This is a genomic window from Achromobacter sp. ACM05 (assembly GCF_019218915.1).
Taxonomy (GTDB): domain Bacteria; phylum Pseudomonadota; class Gammaproteobacteria; order Burkholderiales; family Burkholderiaceae_B; genus Achromobacter; species Achromobacter animicus.
In genome coordinates this window covers 363,728-389,002 of the sequence record NZ_JAHUWQ010000001.1, presented here as the reverse complement: position 1 = coordinate 389,002, position 25,275 = coordinate 363,728, and the positions used below count along the sequence as shown (strand labels likewise).

At 67.1% G+C, this 25,275-nt stretch carries 23 protein-coding genes and 1 tRNA gene; 18 read left to right on the top strand and 6 right to left on the bottom strand.

Going from position 1 to position 25,275, the window contains the following annotated elements:
* Positions 1–13: 13 nt before the first annotated feature.
* The 7 genes from KW836_RS01770 to KW836_RS01740 all read left to right on the top strand — a co-directional run bounded on the left by KW836_RS01770 (position 14) and on the right by KW836_RS01740 (position 6,701).
* Positions 14–913 (top strand): ATP-binding cassette domain-containing protein, encoded by a 900-nt coding sequence (locus KW836_RS01770; RefSeq protein WP_218342282.1) that lies wholly within the window; start codon positions 14–16, stop codon positions 911–913.
* 67 nt (positions 914–980) lie between these two features.
* Positions 981–1,196 carry a molybdopterin-binding protein gene (locus tag KW836_RS01765; RefSeq protein ID WP_175123743.1) on the top strand — a complete coding sequence of 72 codons (216 nt, stop codon included), beginning with the start codon at positions 981–983 and terminating at the stop codon, positions 1,194–1,196.
* 132 nt (positions 1,197–1,328) lie between these two features.
* Positions 1,329–2,858: a DUF3300 domain-containing protein gene (locus KW836_RS01760; RefSeq protein ID WP_218342281.1), complete on the top strand. Its 1,530-nt coding sequence runs from the start codon at positions 1,329–1,331 to the stop codon at positions 2,856–2,858.
* Between the two features lie 23 nt (positions 2,859–2,881).
* Complete coding sequence (locus KW836_RS01755) at positions 2,882–3,730, top strand: DUF2950 family protein (RefSeq protein ID WP_255595065.1); 849 nt, start codon at positions 2,882–2,884, stop codon at positions 3,728–3,730.
* A gap of 196 nt (positions 3,731–3,926) precedes the next feature.
* Positions 3,927–4,907, top strand: a complete 981-nt coding sequence (locus tag KW836_RS01750) for a hypothetical protein (RefSeq protein ID WP_056565095.1) — start codon at positions 3,927–3,929, stop codon at positions 4,905–4,907.
* Entirely contained in the window at positions 4,891–5,691 is an 801-nt protein-coding gene (locus KW836_RS01745) for a polysaccharide deacetylase family protein (RefSeq protein WP_218342279.1), read from the top strand. Before KW836_RS01750 ends, KW836_RS01745 begins: the two co-directional genes overlap by 17 nt.
* A gap of 2 nt (positions 5,692–5,693) precedes the next feature.
* Positions 5,694–6,701 (top strand): sterol desaturase family protein, encoded by a 1,008-nt coding sequence (locus KW836_RS01740; RefSeq protein WP_175123739.1) that lies wholly within the window; start codon positions 5,694–5,696, stop codon positions 6,699–6,701.
* 128 nt (positions 6,702–6,829) lie between these two features.
* Here the strand turns inward: KW836_RS01740 and KW836_RS01735 are convergent, their stop codons facing one another.
* On the bottom strand, positions 6,830–7,336 hold the full coding sequence (locus KW836_RS01735; protein WP_218343239.1) for an acyl-CoA thioesterase: 507 nt from the start codon (positions 7,334–7,336) through the stop codon (positions 6,830–6,832).
* 77 nt (positions 7,337–7,413) lie between these two features.
* On the bottom strand, positions 7,414–9,027 hold the full coding sequence (locus tag KW836_RS01730) for a DUF1254 domain-containing protein (RefSeq protein WP_218342278.1): 1,614 nt from the start codon (positions 9,025–9,027) through the stop codon (positions 7,414–7,416).
* A gap of 286 nt (positions 9,028–9,313) precedes the next feature.
* Here KW836_RS01730 and fdnG point away from each other — a divergent pair, with 286 nt between their 5' ends.
* The 7 genes from fdnG to KW836_RS01695 all read left to right on the top strand — a co-directional run bounded on the left by fdnG (position 9,314) and on the right by KW836_RS01695 (position 18,496).
* Positions 9,314–12,382, top strand: a complete 3,069-nt coding sequence (gene fdnG / locus KW836_RS01725; RefSeq protein WP_175123734.1) for a formate dehydrogenase-N subunit alpha — start codon at positions 9,314–9,316, stop codon at positions 12,380–12,382.
* 10 nt (positions 12,383–12,392) lie between these two features.
* Positions 12,393–13,292 carry a formate dehydrogenase subunit beta gene (gene fdxH / locus KW836_RS01720; protein ID WP_175139597.1) on the top strand — a complete coding sequence of 300 codons (900 nt, stop codon included), beginning with the start codon at positions 12,393–12,395 and terminating at the stop codon, positions 13,290–13,292.
* The gene (locus KW836_RS01715) at positions 13,285–13,917 is read left to right on the top strand and encodes a formate dehydrogenase subunit gamma (RefSeq protein WP_175123732.1); all 633 of its coding nucleotides are present in this window, start codon (positions 13,285–13,287) and stop codon (positions 13,915–13,917) included. Before fdxH ends, KW836_RS01715 begins: the two co-directional genes overlap by 8 nt.
* Positions 13,918–13,994: 77 nt before the next feature.
* Positions 13,995–14,927 carry a formate dehydrogenase accessory protein FdhE gene (gene fdhE / locus KW836_RS01710; RefSeq protein ID WP_218342277.1) on the top strand — a complete coding sequence of 311 codons (933 nt, stop codon included), beginning with the start codon at positions 13,995–13,997 and terminating at the stop codon, positions 14,925–14,927.
* A gap of 24 nt (positions 14,928–14,951) precedes the next feature.
* Positions 14,952–16,382 (top strand): L-seryl-tRNA(Sec) selenium transferase, encoded by a 1,431-nt coding sequence (gene selA, locus KW836_RS01705; protein WP_218342276.1) that lies wholly within the window; start codon positions 14,952–14,954, stop codon positions 16,380–16,382.
* Positions 16,379–18,388 carry a selenocysteine-specific translation elongation factor gene (gene selB / locus KW836_RS01700; RefSeq protein ID WP_218342275.1) on the top strand — a complete coding sequence of 670 codons (2,010 nt, stop codon included), beginning with the start codon at positions 16,379–16,381 and terminating at the stop codon, positions 18,386–18,388. The genes selA and selB overlap by 4 nt, the downstream gene beginning before the upstream one ends.
* A 12-nt stretch (positions 18,389–18,400) precedes the next feature.
* Positions 18,401–18,496: transfer RNA gene (locus KW836_RS01695), tRNA-Sec, on the top strand.
* A 454-nt stretch (positions 18,497–18,950) separates the two neighbouring features.
* Here KW836_RS01695 and KW836_RS01690 read toward each other — a convergent pair.
* Positions 18,951–19,598: a TlpA disulfide reductase family protein gene (locus tag KW836_RS01690; RefSeq protein ID WP_255595064.1), complete on the bottom strand. Its 648-nt coding sequence runs from the start codon at positions 19,596–19,598 to the stop codon at positions 18,951–18,953.
* A 111-nt stretch (positions 19,599–19,709) separates the two neighbouring features.
* Here KW836_RS01690 and selD point away from each other — a divergent pair, with 111 nt between their 5' ends.
* Positions 19,710–20,771 (top strand): selenide, water dikinase SelD, encoded by a 1,062-nt coding sequence (gene selD, locus KW836_RS01685; protein WP_218342274.1) that lies wholly within the window; start codon positions 19,710–19,712, stop codon positions 20,769–20,771.
* Between the two features lie 144 nt (positions 20,772–20,915).
* Here selD and KW836_RS01680 read toward each other — a convergent pair whose 3' ends face one another.
* The gene (locus KW836_RS01680; RefSeq protein WP_218342273.1) at positions 20,916–21,833 is read right to left on the bottom strand and encodes a LysR substrate-binding domain-containing protein; all 918 of its coding nucleotides are present in this window, start codon (positions 21,831–21,833) and stop codon (positions 20,916–20,918) included.
* Between the two features lie 171 nt (positions 21,834–22,004).
* Here KW836_RS01680 and KW836_RS01675 point away from each other — a divergent pair, with 171 nt between their 5' ends.
* From KW836_RS01675 to KW836_RS01665, 3 genes are all read left to right on the top strand, one after another.
* Positions 22,005–22,274: a DUF2917 domain-containing protein gene (locus tag KW836_RS01675; RefSeq protein WP_218342272.1), complete on the top strand. Its 270-nt coding sequence runs from the start codon at positions 22,005–22,007 to the stop codon at positions 22,272–22,274.
* Positions 22,275–22,276: 2 nt separating this feature from the next.
* Positions 22,277–22,927: a 2-hydroxychromene-2-carboxylate isomerase gene (locus tag KW836_RS01670; RefSeq protein WP_218342271.1), complete on the top strand. Its 651-nt coding sequence runs from the start codon at positions 22,277–22,279 to the stop codon at positions 22,925–22,927.
* Positions 22,928–23,056: 129 nt separating this feature from the next.
* Entirely contained in the window at positions 23,057–23,230 is a 174-nt protein-coding gene (locus tag KW836_RS01665; RefSeq protein ID WP_218342270.1) for a hypothetical protein, read from the top strand.
* Positions 23,231–23,236: 6 nt separating this feature from the next.
* Here KW836_RS01665 and KW836_RS01660 read toward each other — a convergent pair whose 3' ends face one another.
* Together KW836_RS01660 and adh are read right to left on the bottom strand one after the other, a co-directional pair.
* Positions 23,237–23,614 carry a DUF779 domain-containing protein gene (locus tag KW836_RS01660; RefSeq protein ID WP_218342269.1) on the bottom strand — a complete coding sequence of 126 codons (378 nt, stop codon included), beginning with the start codon at positions 23,612–23,614 and terminating at the stop codon, positions 23,237–23,239.
* Positions 23,615–23,704: 90 nt separating this feature from the next.
* Positions 23,705–25,234 carry an aldehyde dehydrogenase gene (gene adh, locus KW836_RS01655; protein WP_175123722.1) on the bottom strand — a complete coding sequence of 510 codons (1,530 nt, stop codon included), beginning with the start codon at positions 25,232–25,234 and terminating at the stop codon, positions 23,705–23,707.
* Positions 25,235–25,275 lie beyond the last annotated feature (41 nt).

Genomic DNA, 25,275 nt, shown 5'->3' with positions numbered 1-25,275 from the left:
CCGGCAGGCCGCCATGTTCATCCACCCCAACGAGTTCGAGCTCTTCCAGCACCTGCAGGCGCCTGACCGCGCCGAGCGGGACAACGCGCCGGACGAGGACGCCGCGCGTCCTGCGCCTCTGCGTGTGACGTTGCGCAAGCTGGCCGGGCGTGTTGGCAGCGACGTGCTGCATCCGCTGGACCTGGACATCGCCGCCGGGGAATTTGTGGCGGTGGTGGGGCGTTCAGACAGCGGAAAGCGCGCGCTGCTGCGGATGCTGGCCGGCGACGCCACCCCGACCGGCGAACAGGGCGGCGCGCCGCAACGCTCGCCCGTGCTGTTCGACAACTTTCCGCTGTGGGCGCCAGACCATCGTGTTCGCGCGTTGCGGGCGGATGCCCGCCTGTTGCCGTGGAAGCGCGTGATCGATAACGTCGCGCTGGGATTGCCCGAGCGCCACCGGGCGCTTGCCGCGTTGCGGCAGATGGACCTGGCGCGCCACGCCAACGACTGGCCCGCCAGCCTGACCGACGCGCAGTGCCAGCGCGTCGCGCTCGCCCGCGCGCTGGCGCACCGGCCCGGCCTTTTGCTGCTGGACGAGCCCCTGGGCCGGCTGGACGCGCTGGCCCGGATCGGCATGCAGGGCGAGCTGGAAGCCGCATGGCGCCGGCAAGGCTTTACCGCCGTGCTGGCCACCCATGACGCCGCCGAGGCGGTGGCCGTGGCGGACAGGATCCTGGTGCTGGACGCGGGCCGCGTGACGCTGGACGTGCGGGTGGACCTGCCGCGTCCGCGCGTGCGCGGATCTGCTGCCTTTACGGCGCTGGAGGCGCGCGTGCTGCGCGCCGCGCTGGGACAACCCGACACGCCGGGTCCGGACGGCAGGCCGCTTGCGCCTGTCATCCAGATCCGGCATCTGAGGCTCGCGGTCTGACGCCGCGGGCCGGCAGGCACAACCCGGCGCCGCCGTGGCGCCATCCTCATCTTTCAGGAGCAACACCATGAGCATCCAGTCCATCAATGCCCGCAACCAGTTCCGCGGCAAGATCAAGGAAATCATCCTCGGCCCGGTGGTGTCCGAAGTCGACGTCGACACGCCCGCCGGCATCGTCACGTCGGTCATCACCACCCGCTCGGTCAAGGAACTGGACCTGCAGATCGGCACCGAGGTCCTGGCATTCGTGAAGGCGACCGAGGTGTCCGTCGCCAAGCTGTAGGCCGATAGGCGCGGTTCGGGCGTACTACCGCTGGCGCTTCCAAACGGCCAGCGTTAGGCATATATTGTCTTCGCGATATCCGGCGGTTCCCTCCTGGCTTGTGGCATCTTGCTCTGTGTGCGGAGAACGGAAATGCGGCGACTGCGAACGTGGTTCTTCGGCCTGATTTGCCTGGGGCTGTCACTCTCTTTTCCCGCCATGGCGCAGATCAAGCTGAGCAACGCTCAGCTTGATCAGTTGATGGCGCCCGTGGCGCTCTATCCGGACGCGCTGCTGTCGCAGATCCTGATGGGATCCACGTACCCCGATGACGTCGCGGCGGCGGCCAAATGGTCGGCCGCAAACGCCAACCAGTCCGGCGATGATGCGGTGCTAGCCGTCGACGCCGAAACCTGGGATCCCAGCGTCAAGTCGCTGGTGGCCTTTCCCTCGGTCATGGACATGATGGGCCGCGAGCCCGGCTGGGTGAAGTCCGTGGGCGACGCGTTCCTCGCGCAGCCCGAGGCCGTCATGGATTCCGTCCAGCGGCTGCGCGCCCAGGCGCAAAAGGCCGGCAACCTGAAAAGCACGCCGCAGCAGACGGTCAAGACCACCACCGCGAATGACAAGACGGTTGTGGTGATCGAGCCGGCGGATCCTCAAGTCGTCTACGTGCCCAGTTACAACCCCACGGTGGTCTATGGCGCGTGGGCGTATCCGTCGTATCCGCCTTATTACTATCCCCCGCCGCCGGGGTCGGTGTTTGCGAGTTCGCTGGTGGCCGGGATCGGATTCGGCATCGGCGTCGCGGCGATCAATTCGATGTGGGGCGACGCGAACTGGGGGCATGGCGACATCGATATCGACGTGGATCGCTACAACAACATCAACGTCAACAATCGCATCGACCGCAACAACGTCAACAACAATCGGTCAACGTGGCAACACAACGCCGCCAATCGCGGCAACGCGCCGTACGCGGACGCCGCCAATCGCCAGCGTTTCGACAGCCAGCGGCAGGCCGGCTTGCAGAACCGTGCGCAGGCGGGCGGCCAAGGGCTTGGCGCGGCGGGCTCGGCGCCGCCGGCCGGGTCACGCGATGCCGCCAGGCAGCGGGCGGCGCAGTCTTTTGAAGGGCGGACCGGGCAGCCGATCGCGGGTCATTCCGGCGCGGACGGTGGACGCGGCCAGGGGGCAGGCCGGGGCGACGGCGCGGCGGGCCGGGGGCAAGGGCAGGGGCCGCAAGCCGGACAGGGCGGACGGGACCGCGGCGCCGGGACGGCCGGTGTCTCGACCCAGGATCGCGCTCAGAACCGGTCAACCGGCGTCTCGACCCAGGATCGCGCCCAGAACCGGTCAACGGGCGTCTCGACCCAAGATCGTCCGCGCGACGGCGCGTCCAGCGTCGGGACGGCCGGCATCTCGACCCAGGACCGGCAGGCCGCCGCCCAGCGCCAGCGCGCCGACGAGGCGGCCGCGCGCGACCGGGCGCGCGCGTCGAACAGCCACAACGCGCTGAGCGGGGCGGGCGACGGCGACCGCATGCGGCAGCAAAACCAGCGCGGCGAAATGAGCCGCGGCGGCGGCGGGCATCGCAGCACCGGCGCCAGCGCGCCGCATCGTGGCGGCGGGGCAGGCGTCCATCGCGGCGGTGGCGGCGGGCGCGGCGGCGGCCGGAGATAGGCACCATGGACAAGGGACTTTCTATGACGATCGCTCGTTTGCGCGCGCTGTGCGTGGCTTCGGTCCTTGGGCTGGGCGTGGCGGCGCCCGCCATGTCGCAGGCCGTGTATCCCAGCGCCCAGGCGGCGGCGCAGGCGTTTACCGATGCGCTGGCCTTGAACGACGTCGACGCCCTGCGCACCGTGCTGGGTCCGAACCACCGGCAGCTCGTGCCGGGCGGCGTCGATCAGGAAAACATCTATCGCTACCTGGCGGCGTGGGTGCGCAAGCACGACATCGTCGCTGACGGCGGGCGTTCGTGGGTGGCGGTGGGCGATTCCGGGTGGACGCTGCCGGTGCCGCTGGTGCGCGCCGGCCAGGGATGGCGGTTCGACCCGGTGGCGGGCAAGGCGGAGATCCAGCGCCGCGCCATCGACCGCAATGAGCTGACCGCCATCGAAACCCTGCAGGAACTTCAGGCCGCGCAGACGCGGTATGCGCAAGGGGTCGGCCAGGGCCGGTACGCCACGCGGCTGGTCAGCCGAGCCGGCGAGCGCGACGGCCTGTACTGGCCCGACGTGCCCGGTGCGCCGCAGCAGGCCTTTGGCCCGGATGCGCTGGCGATGGGGCCCGACGTGCCCGTGGACGACGCGTGGTTCGGCTATCGATACAAGGTGCTGCCGGGTGGCGCGGGCAATACGTACCGCATCGTGGCCTGGCCCGCGCGTTACGGGCACACGGGCATCGGCACGTTCGTCGTGGGGCCGGAAGGCGGCGTGCTGGAGAGTGACCTGGGACCGTCCTCGGCTTCCCGCGCGGCGGCCTTGCGAGACGCCGATATCCGCACCGGAAACTGGGTGGACGCGAACGGTCAGCCGGCGCCTGCCAGGTAGGTTTTTCGGGGCCGTATGCCGCTTTTCACGCGCCTGTTGCGGGGTCGCAACAGGCTTGCGTGTTTGCCGTCAAAGCCTGCCGCCGCGCCGCGTTTCCGTCGTCACCTGTGACCCATTTGTCAGGCGCCTGTGCCTAAAATGGCGAGCACCGGGTGCCTGCCCGATTTCCCCTTGCCGGATCTCCAAATTGAACCCCATGTCTTTTGTCCGCTACGCCCTGTTCGGCGTGGGGATGGCGCTTAGCGCCGCGGCGGCTTCCGCCCCGATTTTTGTCCTGAATTCCCTGGACGCCAACGTCAGCATCATCGATCCGGCCACCTACAAGGAACTGCGGCGCGTGCCCACCGGCAAAGAGCCGCATCACCTGTATCTGACGCCCGACGAAAAGTCGCTGATGATCGCCAACGCCACCGGCGATTCCATCACCCTGATGGATCCCAAGACCGGCGAAGTGCAGCGCACGCTGACCGGCATCGTCGATCCCTACCAGTTGCAGTTTTCGCCGGACATGAAGTGGTTCGTCACGGCGGCCAACCGCCTGGACCACATCGACATCTATGCCTGGAAGCCGCTCGAAAAGGGCTTTGACCTGACGCTGGTCAAGCGCATCCAGGCGGGCAAGACGCCCAGCCACATCATGATCGACAAGCACAGCACGACGGCCTACGTCTCGCTGCAGGACAGCGATCAGCTCATCGCCATCGACCTGGCCACGCAGACGCCCAAGTGGACGGTGTCCACGGGCAAGACGCCCGCTGACGTCTTCCTGACCCCCGACCAGAAGACGCTGCTGGTGGCGCTGACCGGCGACTCGTACGTGGAAGCCTATGACGTCAGCAACGGCCCGGCCAAGCTGGTCAAGCGCATCCAGACAGCGGCGGGCGCGCACGCCTTCCGCGCGCAGGGCGACCACCGCCACCTGTTCGTCAGCAACCGCACCGCCAACTCGATCAGCCGCATCGACCTGCAGACGCTGGCTGTCGTCGACACCTTCCCGGTGCCGGGCGGCCCGGACTGCATGGACGTGCTGGCCGACGGCAAGACGCTGCTGGTCACCTCGCGCTGGGCGCGCAAGCTGACGGTGGTGGACCTGGAGCAGAAGAAGGTCGTCAACCAGGTGCCCGTGGGCAAGTCGCCGCACGGCGTATGGACCCTGAATCATGCGCCGACCCGCTAAGGGCAAAGCCCGGTCCGCGGTCCTGTGCCTGGCGCTGGCGACCTCGGTGGCCGGCGCGGCCCCGCAGGCCACCTGCGACAAGCCTGTCTACCTGACGTTCGACACCGGCCACATGGGCGTCGCGCCGCTGGTGGCCGACGTGCTGGCCCGTCACCAGGTCAAGGTCACCTTCTTTCTGGCCAACGAGCGCACGCTGACCGACGGCGCCAGCCTGGACGACGTGTGGGCGCCCTGGTGGAAGGCACGCGCCGCCGAAGGCCACGCCTTTGCCTCGCACACCTACGACCACGTCTACTGGCAGGGCGACCTGCCGGGCGGCAAGTTCCGCGTCAAACCCAGCGCCGGGCCCGACGCCGGCAAGCGCGCCGAGTGGACCGCCGAGCAATACTGCGCCGAAATCAAACGCTCCGTCACCCGGTTCCACCAGATGACGGGCAAGAACATGCTGCCGTTGTACCGCGCGCCCGGCGGCAAGACCTCGCCCGCGCTGCTGAAGGCGGCCAAGGCCTGCGGCTTCGAGCACGTGGGCTGGTCGCCGGCCGGGTTCCTGGGCGATGAGCTGCCCAGCGACAAATACCCCAACGCCAAGCTGCTGGACCAGGCGCTGCGCACCGTCAAGCCCGGCGACATCCTGCTCGCCCACCTGGGCATCTGGTCGCGCCAGGACCCGTGGGCGCCCGGCGTGCTGGAACCGCTGATTGAAGGTTTGCAGCGCAAGGGCTATTGTTTTGCCACCTTGAACACCCATCCGGCCTATCGCGACTGGATCGCTTCGCATCACTGATCATGGATACGCTTAGCCAACTCTTCGGGGACAGCCAGCAATGGCTCTTCGAGACGGCGATTCAGCCCGCGCTGTTCCACCTGGGCCTGAGCAACTTCATCGAGGACGCCTACGACGCCACCATGTGGCTGCTGGTCGGGCTGATCCAGATCGCGGTGCTGGTGCTGGTCCTGGGACCCCTGCAGCGCCTGCGTCCCGTGGAACCGGTGACCGACCGCCGCCAGATCGGCATCGACGTGCTGTACACGCTGATCCACCGTCTGGGCGCCTTCCGGCTGCTGCTGTTCTTCACCATCGACCCGTTCTGGGACAGCATCTTCGGCCAGCTGCACGTGTGGGGCTTTGCGCCGTTCCAGCTGGATCAGTACTGGCCGGGCGTGACCGACAAGGCATGGGTCAGCCTCATCATCTACCTGCTGCTGTTCGATGCGGTGGATTACTTCTACCATCGCGCGCAGCACCGTTTCGGCTGGCTGTGGGCGCTGCATGCCGTGCATCACAGCCAGCGCCAGATGACCATCTGGAGCGACGACCGCAACCACCTGCTCGACGACATGCTGCGCGACGTGCTGGTCGTGTTCGTGTCGCAACTGGTGGGCGTGCCGCCCGCGCAGTTCGTCATGGTGGTGGCCATCACCCAGCTGGCGCAGAGCTTCTCGCACGCGAATCTGCGCATGCACTTCGGCGCGCTGGGCGAACGCCTCCTGGTCAGCCCGCGCTTTCATCGCCATCACCATTCCATCGCCTACGACGCCTCGTCGCCGGGGCCGGTGGGCGGCTACAACTTCGCCGCGCTGTTTCCGATCTGGGACGTGCTGTTCCGCACCGCGCGGTTTGGGGTGGGCTACGGTCCCACGGGCATCCATGACCAGCAGGCCGAGCTGGGCGGACGCGACTACGGACGCGGGTTCTGGTCGCAGCAATGGCTGGGCATCAAGCGCATGATCGGCCGCGACCGCGAACCCGTGGCCGCGCCGCCGGCCCCGCCGGCGGGCATCGAGCGGGCATGAAAAACCCCCGCGGCTGGGTATCAGCGGGCGGGGGTAAGCAGGGCGCGGTCCGGACGACGGGAGCCGGCCAACGGATTCCAGAGCGGGGCAACGGGCAGACAGCTGCGTGCCTGTCTTCCCCGCGATGATCAGGCGCCCGGCGTTTCGTGCGTGGTTTCGCGCTTGATCTCGCCGTGGCGGCGTTCCATTTCCTGGCGCAGTTCGCGGCGCAGGCCGGCGGCCTTGAAGCGCTGCTTTTCCTCGTGCGTGCGGGGCTCCAGCGGCGGCACGGCGGTCGGGGCGCCCTTGTCGTCCACCGCCACCATCGTGAAATAACAGCTGTTGGTGTGACGCACCAGCTTCTTGCGGATGTCCTCGGTCACGACCTTGATGCCGATTTCCATCGACGTGCGGCCCGTGTAGTTCACGGCTGCCAGGAACGTCACCAGCTCGCCGACGTGGATCGGTTCGCGGAACACCACCTGATCGACGGACAGCGTCACGACATATTGGCCGGCGTACCGGCTGGCGCAGGCGTAGGCTACCTGGTCCAGATACTTGAGGATGGTTCCGCCGTGTACGTTTCCTGAGAAATTCGCCATGTCAGGCGTCATCAGGATGGTCATCGACAATTGGTGGCTAAAGGCGTCGTCCATGGCGGGCGGCTCATTCATGAATAAAACGCCAATGGTAGCGGCTGGCGGCTGACATCGCGCCGTATTTTTGGGGGCAGTCAGGGTTTCTTGGCGGGCGGCGTGGCGGCGGCGTTTGCCTGCGGCTTTGCCGCGCCAGACGGCGATGCGGTCTTGTTTGAGACCGGCGCTTCGGACGTTGCCGGGGCATCGGTCTTCGCGGCGTCTTCCGACGCAGGTTCGCCTGCCGCAGGTTCGCCATTTCCCCCATCAGCCGCCTCCGGCACATCCCGCCGCACCGCAGGCGGCGTCCACAAGCCATCCCGCACCGCCGGTCCCGGCAGATAAACCCGCAGCAGCATTCCCACCGGCCCGGCCGCCGGAATCGGCAGCCAGTTCGATTGATCTTCCGGCGGCGGCGCCGAGTGGCTGAAGACAAGATCCAGCGAGCCGTCCGCGTTGTAGCGCAGCGGATCGCGGCTGCCGAGCGCATGGCGGTTGACGGGGTTGGGCACGGGCATGCCCTGGCTGTCATACGCCGTCAGCGACCAGAACGCGCCCGCGTCGGGCAACTGGCCGGTCTCGAGATGCAGCGCATACCGGTGCGCGCCGTCCAGCAGCGCGCCGTCGCTGTCCGTGGCCAGCACCAGCACCGTCAGGTCCTCGGGCAATCCGCTGCCCGGCTGCGCCTGCGCGGCCAGCGCGCGGCGTAGCCAGTCGTTGCCATACACGCCGATGCTGCCTGTTTCCTGCAGCCAGCCGTCTGTGGCGCGCAGCGAATGGCCGGCGGCCGCCGCCATGCGGTCGCGCGCGGCGCGCACGCCGCGGCGCATGCCCTGCTTGGCGGAATGATCGAGCTTGTCGAAGTCGAACGGCCGGCCCGGCGCCAGCCCGACGCGGCGCAGCAGCGCCAGCACGGGCTGATCCGTCGCATGCGGCGGGTGCTTGCGCAGCAGTTCGGCAGCGTAGGTGAAGAACGCGTCGGTGGGCATCGAGTCCACCTGTTCGCTCACCGGGATTTTCAGATCGAGGGACGGGTCGGGCTTGGTGCGCGGCGCTTGCGCAGGCAGGTTCCATTGCGCCAGGGGCGTCAGGACGAAGCCGTCCTGCAATGTGTTTACCGCCGCCTGGTCGGCGGGGCCGTGCATTTCGATCATCCCCTTCGCCCAGACGTGCACGGTGGGGGCGTCGATGCGCGCCATGCCGGAGGGCAGCGTGCCGCTCCAGCCCGGGGGCACGATCACGGTGTTGCCCTTTGCGGTGCCTGTGGTGCGCTTGCCCAGCGTCGCGAAGACGTCGGTCCACATATCCAGCAGCGTCAGTGTGTAGAGCCGTCCCGCCGTGTCGGGCACGGACAGCACGACGGGTCCGTCCGTCAGATCCAGCCACGCGCTGCTGCGCAGCATGTCGACGTTCGCCCACGGCGTGGCCGCGCCCGGGCGGGGCAGGGTGCGCCCGTGATGGAACGTGTTGGCCGGCGCCCCATCGGCGCCCCGCGATGGATGCGTGAACTGCCGGCGGGTCAGGTCCATCGCCACCAGCGGATAGAAATACAGATAGCCTTCTGTCGCCGCCTGCTGGGCCGCCTCGGTGGCGGCGGCCGCGGGCGACAGCGCGGCGGGCGCCGCGTGGGCGGACGCCTGCGGCATCAGAACGAAGGGCGAGAAAGCCAGTGTCAGGGCGAGAACTCGGGCCAAGGGGGCAAGGCGGCGCATCGGCGCTCCAAGGACAAGCGGGAAAAAGGGCAGGCGGCGACCAGCGCAAACATGCTGCCGGATCACCGATGCCGCCGGCCATCGTAGCAGCGCTGCACTGCCGCAAAATCTGTGAAAAAAGCGCATTTTGCCGTCAAATTCGGACCAGCGCCGGCGTCTCCGGCATCGCCAGGCATGACGGACCCCGTATCGAAGGCCTATACTTCCTCACATTTCCCTGGAAGTCGTAGGGCTTTTTCGTCCTGGAAATTTCCGCTTCCTTCATTCACCAGGAGAGGAGTGCTTCATGGTCAACATGAATCGCCGCCAGTTCTTCAAGGTGACCGGTGCGACGCTGGCGGGCTCCAGCCTGGCCTTGTTGGGGGCTGCCCCCGGCACGGCCATGGCCGAGGTGCGCCAGTTCAAGCTTGCGCGCATGACCGAAACGCGCAACACCTGTCCCTACTGTTCGGTCGCCTGCGGTTTGCTGATGTACGGCTTGGGCGATGGCTCGAAGAACGCCCGCGCCAGCATCATGCACATCGAAGGCGACCCCGACCACCCCGTCAACCGCGGCACCCTCTGTCCGAAGGGCGCGGCCCTGATCGACTTCATCCACAGCCCCAACCGTCTTAAATTCCCGGAATACCGGGCGCCCGGTTCGGACAAGTGGGTACGGATGTCGTGGGACGAAGCCCTGACGCGCATCACCAAGCTCATGAAGGAAGACCGCGACGCGAACTTCGTCGAGAAGACCGCGGACGGCAAGACGGTCAACCGGTGGCTGACCACCGGCATGCTGGCCGCCTCGGCAAGCAGCAACGAGGTCGGTTACATCACGCACAAGACAGTGCGCAGCATGGGGATGCTGGCGTTCGACAATCAAGCCCGTGTCTGACATGGCCCGACGGTGGCAGGTCTTGCCCCGACGTTTGGCCGTGGAGCGATGACGAACCATTGGGTCGACATCAAGAACGCGGACATAGTTTTGATCATGGGCGGCAATGCCGCCGAGGCCCACCCGTGCGGGTTCAAGTGGGTTACTGAAGCCAAGGCCCACAACAAGGCCAAGTTGATCGTCGTGGATCCGCGCTTTACGCGTTCGGCGTCCGTGGCGGACTTCTACGCGCCCATACGCACCGGCACCGACATCATCTTCCTGGGTGGCGTCATCAAGTACCTGTTGGATCACGACAAGATCCAGCACGAGTACGTGCGCAACTACACCGACTTTTCGTTCATCGTGCGCGAGGATTTCGCGTTCGACGCCGGCCTGTACTCGGGCTACAACGCCGAAAAGCGCACCTACGACAAACAAAGCTGGGACTACGAGCGCGGCGACGACGGCTACGTCAAGACCGATCCCACGCTGCAGCATCCGCGTTCGGTGTATCAGCTGCTCAAGAAGCACTACTCGCGCTACACGCCGGAAATGGTCGAACGCGTCTGCGGCACGCCCAAGGACAAGTTCCTGACGGTGTGCGACATGCTCGCGTCCACGGCCACCACCAATCGCGCCGCCACGATCCTGTACGCGCTGGGCTGGACGCAGCATTCCATCGGTTCGCAGATCATCCGCACGGGCGCGATGGTGCAGCTGCTGCTGGGCAACATCGGCATCGCCGGCGGCGGCATGAATGCGCTGCGCGGGCACTCGAACATCCAGGGCCTGACCGATCTGGGCCTGATGTCGAACCTGCTGCCGGGCTACATGACGCTGCCCAACGAGCCTGAGCAGGACTACGCCAAGTACATCGACACGCGCACGCTCAAGCCGCTGCGGCCCAACCAGCTTAGCTACTGGCAGAACTATCACAAGTTCCACGTCAGTCTCATGAAGGCCTGGTGGGGCGGTGCGGCGACGGCCGACAACAACTGGGCGTTCGATTACCTGCCCAAGCTGGACAAGCTCTACGACATGCTTCAGGTCTACGAGCTGATGGTCCAGGGCAAGATGAACGGCTACATCGCGCAGGGCTTCAACCCGCTGGCGGCGGCGCCCAACAAGGCCAAGCTGAACGAGGGCTTCGCCAAGCTCAAGTTCCTGGTCATCATGGATCCGCTGGTCACGGAAACGTCCGAGTTCTGGCGTAACGCCGGCGAGGCCAACGATGTGGATCCGTCCAAGATCCAGACCGAGGTCTTCCGCCTGCCCACCACCTGTTTTGCCGAGGAAGACGGCGCGCTGGTCAACTCCGGCCGCTGGTTGCAATGGCACTGGAAGGGCGCCGAGCCCCCGGGCGAAGCCAAGAGCGACATCGAGATCATGGCGCTCATCTACACGCGCCTGCGCAAGATGTACGAACAGGACGGCGGCAAGTACCCCGACCCCATCGTCAACCTGTCGTGGCCCTATTCCAATCCGCAGAATCCCACGGCCGAGGAACTGGCCAAGGAATACACGGGCCGCGCGCTGGTGGATCTGGCCGATCCCAAGGATCCGACGAAGATCATGCGCCGCGCCGGCGAGCAGCTTGCCGGCTTTGCCGAACTGCGCGACGACGGCTCCACCGCCAGCGGCTGCTGGATCTTTGCGGGCGCCTGGAGTCCCAGCGGCAACCTGATGGCGCGCCGCGACAACAGCGACCCCACCGGCATCGGCCAGACCCTGAACTGGGCCTGGGCGTGGCCGGCGAACCGCCGCATCCTCTACAACCGCGCGTCGTGCGACCTGGAAGGCAAGCCGTTCGATCCGCGGCGCAGCGTGGTGTCATGGAACGGCAGGGCGTGGGTAGGCGCCGACATCCCCGACTTCAAGGGCGACGAGAACCCCGCGGGCGGCATGGGGCCGTTCATCATGAACCCGGAAGGCGTGGCGCGCTTCTTTGCGCGGGCGGGCCTGGCCGAAGGGCCGTTCCCGGAACACTACGAACCCTTCGAAAACCCGCTGGGCTACAACCCGCTGCACCCCAAGGCCAAGGGCGTCACCAGCAACCCGGCCGCGCGCATCTTCAAGGATGACCTCGCGGCGATGGGCACGGTGGAAAACTTCCCGTATGTCGCCACCACCTATCGCCTGACGGAGCACTTCCACTACTGGACCAAGAACGTCCGCATCAACGCGATTCTCCAGCCGGAGCAGTTCGTGGAGATCGGCGAGGCGCTGGCCAAGGAGCTGGGCATCCCCAACGGCTCCCGCGTCAAGGTGTCGTCCAACCGCGGCTACATCAAGGCCGTGGCGCTGGTCACCAAGCGCATCCGTCCGCTCACCATCGAAGGCAAGACGGTGCACCAGGTCGGCATTCCCATCCACTGGGGTTTCGTGGGCATCGCCAAGCCGGGCTTCCTCACCAACACCCTGACGCCATTCGTGGGCGACGGCAATTCCCAGACACCGGAATTCAAGTCGTTCCTGGTGAAGGTCGAAAAGGTATAGGAGAACCGACATGTCAATGCAATCCCTGGACATCAAGCGGCGCTCCGCCACCACCACGCCGCCGCCGGGCATCCGTGAACCCGTCACGGGCTCGGTGGCCAAGCTGATCGACGTCTCCAAGTGCATCGGCTGCAAGGCCTGCCAGAGCGCCTGCATGGAGTGGAACGACCTGCGCGACGAGATCGGCGTCAACGTGGGCGTTTACGACAACCCGGCCGACCTCACCGAGCACTCCTGGACCGTCATGCGCTTCTCGGAATTCGAGAATCCCGCCGGCGACCTGGAATGGCTGATCCGCAAGGACGGCTGCATGCACTGCGAGGACCCGGGCTGCCTGAAGGCCTGTCCCTCGCCGGGCGCCATCATCCAGTACAACAACGGCATCGTGGACTTCCACGAGGAAAACTGCATCGGATGCGGCTACTGCATCACCGGCTGTCCGTTCAACATCCCGCGCATTTCCAAAAAGGACAACAAGGCCTACAAGTGCACGCTGTGTTCCGATCGCGTCGCGGTCGGCATGGAGCCCGCGTGCGTCAAGGCCTGTCCCACCGGCGCCATCGTCTTCGGCACCAAGGACGACATGCACCAGCATGCGGCCGAACGCGTCGAAGACCTGAAGTCGCGCGGCTTTGCGCAGGCCGGCGTGTATGACCCGCCCGGCGTGGGCGGCACGCACGTCATGTACGTGCTGCATCACGCCGATCAGCCGGGGCTGTACCACGGGCTGCCTGCCGATCCGAAGATCAGTCCGATGGTGTCGTTGTGGAAGGGCCTGGCCAAGCCGCTAGGCCTGGCCACGATGGCGCTCACCGCGCTGGCGGGCTTTTTCCACTATGCGCGCGTGGGCCGCAACGAAGTGACCGAGGAAGACGAACGCAGGGCTGAAGAGGAGGTGCGCCATGAGTGAAGAACACCACTACCGCCGCATCAAGCGCTACACGCCGGGCGAGCGCACCAACCACTGGATCATCGCGCTCACGTTCATCCTGCTCGCGCTGTCCGGGCTGGCGCTGTTTCATCCATCCATGTATTGGCTGTCCAACCTGTTCGGGGGCGGACCCTGGACGCGCATCCTGCATCCGTTCATCGGGGTGGTGATGTTCGTCTGCTTTGCCGTGTTTGCCGGGCACATGTGGCGCCACAACCTGCTGACGCGCGCGGATCGCCAGTGGCTCAGGCAGCTCGACGACGTGGTCGAGAACCGCGAGGAAAAGCTGCCCGAGGTCGGCAAGTACAACGCCGGCCAGAAGCTGCTCTTCTACGTGCTGATCCTGTGCATGCTGGGGCTGATGGTCAGCGGCATCGTGATCTGGCGCGAGTATTTCGCGTTCTACTTCCCGATCGAAGTGATCCGCGCCGCGTCGGTGCTGCACGCGGTTTGTGCGCTGGTGCTGATTTGCGCGATCATTGTGCATATTTACGCGGCGATTTGGGTGAAGGGGTCGCTCACGGCAATGCTGCGCGGCTATGTCACCGCAGGCTGGGCGTGGAAGCACCATCGCGCCTGGTTCCGGGAGCAGGTGAAGAAGTAATCCCCGGCATGTCGTGATCGACGGCTGCTATCCTCTTTGCAGGCTGGCAGCCGTATTTGTTTTTCTGGAGACGAGAATTGCAGCGAATTCTTCCACGCGGCGAGATCGAAGCGCTAGACCATAACGCCATTCCCCGCATCACCCTGCCGGAACGGACATCCGTTTTCGCGGCGCGGGCGGCGCGCCTGCGGCAGCTTGCCGACGGCAATCCGGTCGGCGACTACCTGCAGCTCATGGCGCAACTGGTCGATGCCCAGCATCGCGCGCTGCAGGACTGCGCCGCGCCGCCCGCCACCGAAGACCGGATTTCGCTCGCGCAGGCGCATGGCATGCCGCCGCTGCAGGCCATCGGCTGGCCGCGCGATGCGCTGTGGCGCCGCATCCTGGGCCAGTTGCTGGACGACGTGTCGCGCGCCCCTGGCGTGCCCGCCGAAGCCCTCGACGTCTGCGCCGCACTGCGGCGCGCGCTGGCCGACGATCCCGAATCGCTTGAAGACCTGGCGCAGGCCGTGCTGTCCGAGCAGGACGAAGGCGTGGACAGCGCGGCCGCGCCCTTCGTCATGGCGGCGCTGCAGGTCTACTGGACGGACCTGGCCAACCGCTTCGATCCCAAGCAACTCCCCGTCGCCAGCCCGTTCGGCGTGTGTCCGGTGTGCGGCAGCCTGCCGGTCGCCAGCATCGTGCGGGTCGGCGGCCAGTACGAAGGCTATCGCTATCTGTGCTGCAGCCTGTGCGCGACGCAGTGGCACATGGTGCGGGTCAAATGCTCGCACTGCGAGGACGTGGAAAAGGTCGCGTACCAGTCCATCGAGGGCCGCACGCCCGCCATCAAGGCCGAAACCTGTGACAACTGCCACACGTACCGCAAGATCTTCTACCAGGACAAGGATCTGTACGTGGAGCCGGTGGCCGATGACCTGGCCAGCCTGATGCTCGACGTGCTGGTCGGCGAGGCCGGTTATTCGCGGTCCAGCGGCAATCCGCTGCTGTGGCATGGCGCCGAGGACTAGCGCCGCTCAATGACGGAGTCTCGCATGGCAGATCAACTGTCCGGCGCCGGCCTTGCCGCCGCGTCCGACATTCCTTCGCTGGACCGCCTGCTGAATGCCGACGCGTTCCAGCCGGCGCTGGCAACCCACGGCCGGACACAAGTGGTGGCGGCCCTGCGCCGTGACCTGGACGCGCTGCGCAAGCGCGCGCTGGACGGCGGCGTGCCGCGTCACGAGCTGGACGCGGCCGCGGTGGCGGCGCGCACATCAGCCGCGCTGGACGAGGCCGCGCGGCCCCGTCTGCGCGCGGTCTACAACCTGACCGGCACCGTGCTGCACACCAACCTGGGCCGCGCGCTGCTGCCCGACGAAGCGGTGGCCTCGGTGCTGCGCGCGCTGACCACGCCCGCCAACCTGGAGTTCGACCTGGACACCGGTGGCCGCGGCGATCGCGACGACCTCATCGACGATCTGCTGTGCGAGCTGACGGGCGCCGAGGCCGCCACGGTGGTCAACAACAATGCCGCGGCCGTGCTGCTGATGCTCAACGCCCTGGCGGATCGCCGCGAAGTCGTGGTGTCGCGCGGCGAACTGGTCGAGATCGGCGGCGCGTTCCGCATCCCCGACATCATGAAGCGGGCGGGCGCCAAGCTCGTCGAAGTCGGCACCACCAACCGCACGCACGCGGCGGACTATGAAAACGCCATCGGCCCGCGCACCGCGATGCTGATGAAGGTGCATTGCAGCAACTACGCGGTGACCGGCTTCACCAAAAGCGTGAGCGTGGCCGAGGTGGCGGCGCTGGCCCATGCGCGCGGTCTGCCGGCCACGGTGGATCTCGGCAGCGGCACGCTGGTGGACCTGACGCAGTTCGGGCTGCCGAAAGAAGACACCGTGCGCGAGACCATCGCTGCGGGCGCCGATCTGGTCACGTTCAGCGGCGACAAGCTGCTGGGCGGACCGCAGGCCGGCCTGTTGGTGGGCCGCGCCGACCTGATCCGCAAGATCAAGAAGAATCCGCTCAAGCGCGCGCTGCGTGTCAGCAAGCTGACGCTGGCGGCGCTGGAACCCGTGCTGCAGCTGTATCGCGCACCGGAGTTCCTGGCGCAGCGGCTGACGACGCTGCGCCTGTTGACCCGCCCGCTGCGCGATATTCAGCCGCAGGCCGAACGGCTGCGCGGCGTGCTGGCGCATGCCGCAGGCCCGGGCTATGCGGTCGAGGCGGTGCCGATGTTCAGCCAGATCGGCAGCGGCGCGTTGCCCATCGACCAGCTTCCCAGTTATGGACTGGCCGTGCGCCATGCGGGAACCGGCCGCCCCGGGCGGCATCTGGACCGGCTGGAGACGCTGTTGCGCAAGCTGCCGGTGCCCGTCATCGGCCGCATCGCGGATGACGCGTTGTGGCTGGACCTGCGCTGCCTGGAAGACCGCGACGAAGCCGCTTTTGCGGCGCAGCTGGCGGAGCCGCTGGCATGATCGTCGGCACCGCAGGGCATATCGACCACGGCAAGACAACGCTCGTGCGTGCGCTGACGGGCGTGGACACGGACCGGCTGAAGGAAGAAAAGGCGCGCGGCATTTCCATCGAACTGGGCTACGCCTACACGCCGCTCGCCAATGGCGACGTGCTGGGCTTCATCGATGTGCCGGGGCACGAGAAGCTCGTGCATACGATGGCGGCCGGCGCCAGCGGGATCGATTTCGGCTTGCTGGTGGTGGCGGCGGATGATGGCGTCATGCCGCAGACGCGCGAGCATCTGGCCATCCTGTCGATGCTGGGCGTGGCGCGCGGCGCGGTGGCGCTGACCAAGACGGATCGCGCGGATGCGGCACAACTGGATGCCGTGCGCGGCGAGATCGCGGCGTTGACGGAAGGGACGTTCCTGCAAGGCGCGCCGGTGTTCGGCACGAGTGCGACGCAGATGGCTCAGGGGAGCCAAACATCCCACGCGGCCCACGCCGAAGCACCAGCCGAGGCGGCGCACGCCGGCGATCCCGGCGTGGCGGCGCTGAAGGACTATTTGCACGCGCAGGCGCAGGCCCTGTCGCGGCCCGAGGCCACGGGCCTCTTCCGGCTGGCGGTGGATCGCGTGTTCACCTTGTCCGGGCACGGCACGGTCGTCACCGGCACGGCGCACGCCGGCCAGGTCCGCGCGGACGACGACGCGACCGATCTGCGCCTGATGCCGGCCAATACACGCGTTCGCGTGCGCGGCATCCACGCGCAGAACCAGCCCAGCGAGACGGGCTCGGCCGGCCAGCGGTGCGCGTTGAACCTGGCGGGCATCGACAAGAACGCTATCTCGCGAGGTGACTGGATCGCGGACGCGCGCTGCTTTCTGCCCTCGAAGCACGTGGATGTGGCGCTGACGCTGCTACCGTCCGCGGATGCGCCGGTGCGGGCGTGGGCGCCGCTGCACGTGCACATTGGCGCGGCGCGCCATGTGGCGCACGTGGTGCCGATCAGCACCGAGTCGCTGTCGCCGGGCCAGTCGGGATGGGTGCAACTGGTGTTCGACGAACCCGTCTGCGCGATGCCGGGCGACCGCTACATCGTGCGCAACGCACAGGCGACGCGCACGGTGGGCGGCGGCCGGGTGCTGGATCCCAATGCGCCGGACCGCAAGCGCCGGTCGGCGTCGCGGCTGGCGGGCCTGCAGGCGCTGACGGACATGCTGGATGGCGGCGGCCTGCAACCGGTGCTGGCGCATGCGCCGCAGGGCCTGGATGAAGCGGCATTGCAGCGTCTGACGGGCCTGCCGGTCAGCGATATCGCGGCGCCCGAGAGTGCGGTGTGGATCGAGCCGCGCAATGCGCAGGGCGCGCGCACGCTGATCCTGGACGCGCATTGGAAGGCGCTGCGCGATCGGACCGAGCAGGCGCTGGCGTCGTTCCACCAAAGCGCGCCCGACGAACCCGGTCCGGACAGCGCGCGGCTGCGGCGCATGGCGTTTCCTGCGATGCCCGACACGCTCTGGACATCGCTGCTCGACGAACTGCAACGCGACAGCCATATCGCGCGCAATGGTCCCTGGCTGCATCTGCCTACGCACACTGCGACGCTGGGAGCGGCCGAATCCGCGCTGGCAGCGCGTCTGTTGCCGCTGCTGGACGCGGGCGCGTTCGATCCGCCGTGGGTGCGCGACCTGGCGAAGCTGCAGGCGCAGCCCGAGGACGCCGTGCGCCAATTGCTGCGCAAGCTGCTGCGGCGTGGCGAGGTGGCGCAGGTAGTGAAGGATCTGTTCTATCACCGCGATCAGGTACGCAAGCTGGCGGCGCTGGCAGCAGACCTGGCCGCGCAGCCGCCGGGCTTGAATGCCGCGGTTTTCCGGGACGCGACGGGCCTGGGTCGCAAGCGGGCGATCCAGATCCTGGAGTTCTTCGATCGCGTGGGCTACACGCGGCGGGTGCGGGATACGCATGTGCTGCGCGGCGAAAGCGCGTACGCGGCGATGCAGCCGCCCGCCGAGCCGGTATCATAGGCGGTCCGCCACGGAAGGCATTCGTGCCCGGCGGCACGGCCGGGCTTCAAACCCGGTTGGGGGCGTCAGACGTTCCCAGGTAGGTTCGACTCCTGCTGCCTTCCGCCATTCGGGTTCTTCTGCCGCTCCCCACGCAGGTGTCTGATTCCCGTGCGAGATAGTCGTCGTGATACTGCGTCGTGTCCGGGTGTTTGACACCGGGGCTGATACTGGGTCGTGTCCGGGTGTCTGACACCGGGCTGTCGGTTTGTGTTCTTCTGCCGCCCGCGGCGTCGCGGGGTTCGCGTTGCGGGCCTCCGATGGCGGTCCGGAGCCTTCGCTCCGGACTTCCCCGTGCTCATCCTCGTCCGCCTTCGGCTCCCTTCGGATTCCGCCGGGCACCATCTAAACGGCCCGCAACGCGAACCCCGCGCCACCACGGGCTCTGTCAGTGGCTGATCGGGCGGTCGTCGGGGTGGACGGCGGACCAAGTGCCGATATACCCCGATGCAGGTGTCTGACACCCTTACGAGATGTCCGTCGCAGTGCGTTGCAGCGCCCCGGCGCAAATGGGGGGGCTCCATCAACTGCGCAGCATGCGCGTCACCACGCCGCCTATCTCGTGCGACTTCCAGTTCAGTTCACCCAGATGCCAGAACCGGATCGTGCCGGCACGGTCGACGAGATAGTTGGCGGGCAGCGCGGCGGCTTCCCACTTCTTCGATGCGGCGCTGTTGCGGTCGTGCAGGACCGTGCCGTTGATGGGGGTCTTTTTCAGGAAGGCGGAGATCTTGGCGGGCGCTTCGCCGACGTTGACGGCGACAAGGCGCAGGCCTTCTTCGCGATGCCGCTTGGCCATGGTCGACAGAACGGGGAGTTCGTCGCGGCACGGCTCACACCAGGTGGCCCAGAAGCTGACGATGACAACGCTGCCGCGCCACGCGGAAAGCCTTTGCTCGCGCCCGCCGAGGTCGGGCAGGACGAGCGGCAAGGCCGGGCCGGTCCATGGCGCCCAGTTGGGGCCGGTGGCGGCTTTCAATGCGTCGGCTGTCGGGGCGGCATTCTGGGCGGCACTGGGAGTGCCGTTCGGGCTGCCATTCTGGGCGCCATTTGCCGGGCCTTTTCCGACGCCAGCCGCGGCGTTGCTTGCCGCATTGTTCGCGGCGCCGGCCCACGCGGGCAGCGCCGCAAGCGACAGACCGGTTTGCAGAAGGCGGCGGCGGCTGATCAAGGCGGACTCCTGCAAGCGAGCGTTCAATGGCGAGGGCCTGGCTGCGTTCGATCATAGGGCCATTCACCGGGCCGGTGCTATCCTTTTTCCGACTGACTCACGGAGACTGAGATGACCCAGGATGTTGCGTCCACCAACGCGCCGCGCTTGACTTCCCTATCGCATGGCGGCGGCTGCGGCTGCAAGATTGCGCCGGGTGTACTGTCGGCGCTGCTGGCGCGGTTTGGCCCCGCCGCCAGCTATCCGAACCTGCTGGTGGGCACGGAAACCGCGGATGATGCGGCGGTGTACCGGCTGAACGACGAGCAGGCACTTATCGCCACCACGGACTTCTTCATGCCCATCGTGGACGATCCCTTCGACTTCGGCCGCATCGCCGCGACGAACGCGCTGTCGGATGTGTACGCCATGGGCGGCACGCCGATCATGGCGCTGGCGATCGTCGGCATGCCGATCAATGTGCTGCCGCACGACGTGATTGCCCAGATTTTGAAGGGCGGCGAATCGGTCTGTGCCGACGCGGGCATTCCGGTGGCGGGCGGCCACAGCATTGATTCTGTCGAACCCATCTATGGCCTGGCCGCGATGGGGCTGGTGCATCCGGACCGCATCAAGCGCAACGCGGATGCGCGCGCCGGCGACGTGCTGATTCTGGGCAAGGGCCTGGGCGTGGGCATCCTGTCGGCGGCGCTCAAGAAGAATCTGCTGGACGTGGACGGTTATCGCGTCATGATCGACACGACGACACGCCTGAATCGTCCCGGCCCCGCGCTGGCCGCGCTGGATGGGGTGCATGCGATCACCGACGTGACGGGCTTTGGCCTGTTGGGCCATGCGCTGGAGATGGCGCGCGGCGCCAAGCTCACGGCTCGCGTGCGGCTGGATGCTTTGCCCTGGCTGCCGGGTGTGCAAGCGTTTGCCGCCGACGGCGTGATCACGGGCGCGTCCGGCCGCAACTGGACGTCGTACGGCGAATCGGTGCGTCTGGGCGCCGGGGTGTCGGACACCCAGCGTGCTTTGCTGACGGATCCGCAGACCTCGGGTGGCCTGCTGGTGTCGTGCGCACCGGAAGCCGCCGATGCGGTGCTCAAGATCTTCCACGAACAGGGCTTCGGCCAGGCCGCCGTGATCGGCGAGATGGCAGCGGGTCCGGCGCAGGTCGTGGTGGACTGACCGGCAAGCTACACAGGGCACGGCGGGCTGCACCCGAGCGGTCTGGTGGTCGCCGGTCTGGTAACCAGGGCATGGGCGGCTGCTGTGCCACCCGCGTTCGCCCCTGCGCGCGCCCGCCGCGCCGTTCGCCGCGGCGACGTCCGCTCAACCCGTCAAATCCCGCGCCGTCGCCGCCGCCTGATCCACCAGCCACTGCGTGACGACGTCGGCATCCGGCGTGCTGCGCCGCGCGTTACGCACCAGCCAGTAGGCGTGTTCGGTGGCGCTGGCCGCGGGGCTGCCAACGAGGGCCAACCGCCGGTCCGTCAGCATGGGCGCAATCAACGCCAGCCGTCCCAGCGCGATGCCGTGGCCGGCCAGCGCGGCATGTACGATCTGGTCGTACTGGTTGAAGCGCAACATGCCTTTCGGGCGCACACGGCCCAGGCCGCGCGCGTTGAGCCATTCCGACCATTGCAGCCAGGGCCGCGTGGGATCGTCGAATTCCAGCAGCACATGGCGCTGCAGCTCGCGCGCATCCAGTTCGCGCGCGTTGAGCGACGGATGGGCCACGGGCACTACCGACTCGCCAAAGAGCCACACGGCGCCATCTGAGACCGTGTTGCGCTCGCTGTAGCGGATGGCGATGTCGACGGCTTCGCGGTCGATGTCGATGAGCCGGTTGTCGGCGGCCACGCGCACGTCGATGTCGGGATGCGCCGCCTGAAAATCGCCCAGCCGGGGCAGCAGCCACAACGAGGCCACGCCGATGGTGGTGGTGACGGTGACAGGCGTGCGCCGCTCGGGGGCGCGCAGTTGTTCGGTCAGGTCGCCGAGCTGACTGAGCCATACATCGGCCATCCGGAAAAGCTGCGCGCCTTCAGAGGTGAACGTCACGCTGCGAAACCCGCGCACCAGCAACGGCACCCCCAGATGGGCTTCCAGCGCGCGGATCTGGCGGCTGACGGCGGACTGCGTGACATGCAGATCCTGCGCGGCAAGCGTGATGCTCATGCGGCGGCCGACGGCGACAAAGCCGCGAACCAGATCAAGCGGAGGTAGTTTCGCTAGCGGATATGGCATTCGTGAAACTCATGCGTGTCGAGCGGAAAAGTCGCTTGAGCAATAGTACGCCGCGGGCGTCCAATATGACTCAGACGTTGGGTGACCGGGACCAGGTCGTGGTCATCCGCCGTGATCGCCGCTGCTGCGGCCGGGAGGGGCGCCATGTTCCAGTTATGTTGCACCGCAGGCATGTCATTCCGTTTGGGCGGCGGCTCGACTATGCTGCTCAAGCGCGCTTCGGGCGTCCGCATCGAGTGTCACGCTGGCGCCGTGTGGGTCTCCGAGTACCGCCGCTTCGACGACAGCGTGCTGCAAGCGGGCGAATCCCTGACCGTGCACAGCGATCGCGACGTCGTCCTCAGCGGCCTGCCGGATGCGCAGGTCGCGCTACTTTCGCAGGGCGGTCAGGCGCAGCGCGCCAGCGCCACGCCCCGCTGTGCAGGCCAACCGGAGTTCTAGCCATGACTGCGTCCTTGCCCGATACGCCCCGCATCGAAATGTGGTTCGACTTCGCCAGCCCGTACAGCTATCTGGCGATCGAGCGCATCGACCGTCTTGCGCGCGAGGCCGAGGTCAAGGTGGATTTGCGGCCGTTTCTGCTGGGGCCGATCTTCCAGGCGCAGGGCTGGAACGACACGCCGTTCCGGCTGTTTCCCGGCAAGGGCGCGTACATGATGCGCGACATCGCCCGCCTGGCCGAGAAGTACGGCGTGGTCTACAACCGCCCGCGCCTCTTTCCGCGCATGAGCGTGCTGCCTGCGCGCATCGCGCTGCTGGGCCAGGATGAACCCTGGGGACGCGATTTCTGCGTCGCGGTGTTCCGCGCGAATTTTCAGCACGACCTGGACATTCAGTCCGAAGACGTCGTGCGCGATCTGCTCATTGGCCTGTCTTTGGATGCCGATGCGCTCATCGCCCGGGCCAAGACGGAAACCGCCAAGGAGGCGCTGCGCAAGCAGGTCGACCGTGCACGTGACCTGGGCATCTTCGGCGCACCGACGCTTTTCGTGGAGGGGGAAATGTTCTGGGGCAACGACCGATTGGAAGACGCACTGGCGTGGACGCGCCGCAAAGCGCCGGCCAGCGCGTGGTCTCCGCATGCGGGCGTGTAGATAGCCGCGCCTGGCCCGCCGCCGCACCTCGCCGGCCGCACCTGGCCGGCCGCACGGCAACGGCTGTACGTCGTCAGCCGCTCCGCCCAATCATCCTTCGCAAGATTTCTCGTCAACGCATCATCAGCAATGAAAAACGCAAGCAGCGCCTATCGCGGTGCGCCCATGCCGGGCGGCCGTTCGTTCACGCAATTCCGCGCCGCCCGCATTCGGCGGGTGTCCTTCCAGTGGAAACAGGCCGAACGCGCCGGCCTTCAAGACGACACCCACTCCAAAGGCGGCGGCCACGGCAAGCGCGGCTAAGGCGCGCTATCCCTTCGTCACCGGCCCGACGTTCGCCCACTCTTCATCCGAGTACAGCCGCGACCGCAGCAGAAACCGCTTGCCCTCCGCGCTGTCCAGCGAAAACGCGCCGCCGCGTCCGGGCACGGCGTCGATGACGAGCTGGGTGTGTTCCCAGTAAGCGAACTGGTCTTCACCGATCCAGAACGGGCAGCCTTCCAGATCGCCCAACAGCACATCGGAGCCGCCCACCATGAACTCGCCCTGGGGATAACACATGGGCGAGCTGCCGTCGCAGCAGCCCCCGGACTGGTGAAACATCAGCGGCCCGTGCTTGGTGCGCAAGGTGTCGATCAGCTGGCGCGCCTCGTCGGTCGCAACCACGCGTGGCGTGTGCTCTGGCATGACGGGATTCCTCTGCAAGCGCGCCGGGCGGACCCGGCGCGCAGGTTGGCCGCGCAAGCGGCTTGGGTTGAAGGGATCAAGCCTGCCGGATCAGAAGAACCCCAGCTTCTTCGGCGAATAGCTCACCAACAGGTTCTTCGTCTGCTGGTAATGGTTGAGCATCATCTTGTGGTTCTCGCGTCCGATGCCCGATTGCTTGTAGCCGCCGAATGCCGCGTGCGCGGGATAGGCGTGATAGCAGTTGGTCCACACGCGACCCGCCTTGATCGCCCGGCCCATCCGGTAGCACGTGTTGGCGTCGCGCGACCACACGCCGGCGCCCAGGCCGTACAGCGTGTCGTTGGCCAGCGCCAGCGCATCATCCGCATCCTTGAACGTGGTGACCGCCACGACCGGCCCGAAGATTTCTTCCTGGAACACGCGCATCTTGTTGTGGCCCTTGAACACGGTGGGCTGCACGTAGTAGCCGCCTTCCAGCCCGCCCTGCATCTGCGCGCGCGAGCCGCCCGCCAGCACGTCGGCGCCTTCCTGCTTGCCGATGTCCAGGTAGGACAGGATCTTTTCCAGCTGCTCGGTGGAGGCCTGCGCGCCCAGCATGGTGTCGGCGTCCAGCGGGTTGCCCTGTTTGATCTCGGCCACGCGTTTCAGGGCGCGTTCCATGAACTTGTCGTAGAGCGATTCCTGGATCAGTGCGCGGCTGGGGCACGTGCACACCTCGCCCTGGTTCAGCGCGAACATGACGAAGCCCTCGACGGCCTTGTCCAGGAAATCGTCGTCCTGCGCGGCCACATCCGCAAAGAAGATGTTGGGCGACTTGCCGCCCAGTTCCAGCGTGACCGGGATGATGTTCTGCGACGCGTACTGCATGATCAGCCGCCCGGTGGTGGTTTCACCGGTGAACGCGATCTTGGCGATGCGCTTGCTCGATGCCAGCGGCTTGCCGGCTTCCAGCCCGAAGCCGGTCACCACGTTGACGACGCCCGGCGGCAGGATGTCGCCGATCAGTTCCATCAGCAGCAGAATGCCCAGCGGCGTCTGTTCGGCCGGTTTCAGCACCACGCAATTGCCGGCGGCCAGCGCGGGCGCGAGCTTCCACGCAGCCATCAGAATGGGGAAGTTCCACGGGATGATCTGGCCGACCACGCCCAGCGGTTCATTGAAGTGGTAGGCCACCGTGTCGTGATCGATCTCGGACAGCCCGCCTTCCTGGCTGCGGATGCACGACGCGAAATAGCGGAAGTGGTCGATGGCCAGCGGAATGTCGGCAGCGCGGGCCTCGCGGATGGGCTTGCCGTTGTCCCAGGTTTCCGCCGTGGCCAGGCGTTCCAGGTTGGCTTCCATCACGTCCGCAATCTTCATCAGCATGCGGGCGCGTTCGGCGGCCGGGGTCGAACCCCATTTCGGCGCGGCGCGATGCGCGGCGTCCAACGCCAATTCGATGTCGCGCTCCTTCGAGCGCGCGTTGCGGCTCAGGGTCTGGCCCGTGACCGGCGTGACGTTGTCGAAGTATTCGCCATCCGCGGGCGACTGCCACTTGCCGTCGATGAAATTGTCGTACTGCGTCCTGAGGTCCAGGCGGGTGCCGTAGGTCTCCGGGGTAACGCGGGTCGCGATATCCATGCTTGTCTCCGTATTGTTGGGATGGTGGCAGTGGGCTGCCT

What these genes read in the sequence shown, in the direction of transcription:
- KW836_RS01665 (WP_218342270.1), top strand. Translation starts at nt 23,057, where the DNA reads ATGAAAAACGCAAGCAGCGCCTATCGCGGTGCGCCCATGCCGGGCGGC.
- KW836_RS01730 (WP_218342278.1), bottom strand. Translation starts at nt 9,027, where the DNA reads ATGCGCCGCCTTGCCCCCTTGGCCCGAGTTCTCGCCCTGACACTGGCT.
- KW836_RS01770 (WP_218342282.1), top strand. Translation starts at nt 14, where the DNA reads ATGTTCATCCACCCCAACGAGTTCGAGCTCTTCCAGCACCTGCAGGCG.
- selA (WP_218342276.1), top strand. Translation starts at nt 14,952, where the DNA reads ATGGCAGATCAACTGTCCGGCGCCGGCCTTGCCGCCGCGTCCGACATT.
- KW836_RS01745 (WP_218342279.1), top strand. Translation starts at nt 4,891, where the DNA reads ATGCGCCGACCCGCTAAGGGCAAAGCCCGGTCCGCGGTCCTGTGCCTG.
- KW836_RS01715 (WP_175123732.1), top strand. Translation starts at nt 13,285, where the DNA reads ATGAGTGAAGAACACCACTACCGCCGCATCAAGCGCTACACGCCGGGC.
- KW836_RS01740 (WP_175123739.1), top strand. Translation starts at nt 5,694, where the DNA reads ATGGATACGCTTAGCCAACTCTTCGGGGACAGCCAGCAATGGCTCTTC.
- KW836_RS01735 (WP_218343239.1), bottom strand. Translation starts at nt 7,336, where the DNA reads ATGGACGACGCCTTTAGCCACCAATTGTCGATGACCATCCTGATGACG.
- KW836_RS01760 (WP_218342281.1), top strand. Translation starts at nt 1,329, where the DNA reads ATGCGGCGACTGCGAACGTGGTTCTTCGGCCTGATTTGCCTGGGGCTG.
- adh (WP_175123722.1), bottom strand. Translation starts at nt 25,234, where the DNA reads ATGGATATCGCGACCCGCGTTACCCCGGAGACCTACGGCACCCGCCTG.
- KW836_RS01755 (WP_255595065.1), top strand. Translation starts at nt 2,882, where the DNA reads ATGACGATCGCTCGTTTGCGCGCGCTGTGCGTGGCTTCGGTCCTTGGG.
- KW836_RS01660 (WP_218342269.1), bottom strand. Translation starts at nt 23,614, where the DNA reads ATGCCAGAGCACACGCCACGCGTGGTTGCGACCGACGAGGCGCGCCAG.
- KW836_RS01670 (WP_218342271.1), top strand. Translation starts at nt 22,277, where the DNA reads ATGACTGCGTCCTTGCCCGATACGCCCCGCATCGAAATGTGGTTCGAC.
- selB (WP_218342275.1), top strand. Translation starts at nt 16,379, where the DNA reads ATGATCGTCGGCACCGCAGGGCATATCGACCACGGCAAGACAACGCTC.
- KW836_RS01675 (WP_218342272.1), top strand. Translation starts at nt 22,005, where the DNA reads ATGTCATTCCGTTTGGGCGGCGGCTCGACTATGCTGCTCAAGCGCGCT.
- fdxH (WP_175139597.1), top strand. Translation starts at nt 12,393, where the DNA reads ATGTCAATGCAATCCCTGGACATCAAGCGGCGCTCCGCCACCACCACG.
- selD (WP_218342274.1), top strand. Translation starts at nt 19,710, where the DNA reads ATGACCCAGGATGTTGCGTCCACCAACGCGCCGCGCTTGACTTCCCTA.
- KW836_RS01765 (WP_175123743.1), top strand. Translation starts at nt 981, where the DNA reads ATGAGCATCCAGTCCATCAATGCCCGCAACCAGTTCCGCGGCAAGATC.
- KW836_RS01750 (WP_056565095.1), top strand. Translation starts at nt 3,927, where the DNA reads ATGTCTTTTGTCCGCTACGCCCTGTTCGGCGTGGGGATGGCGCTTAGC.
- KW836_RS01680 (WP_218342273.1), bottom strand. Translation starts at nt 21,833, where the DNA reads ATGCCATATCCGCTAGCGAAACTACCTCCGCTTGATCTGGTTCGCGGC.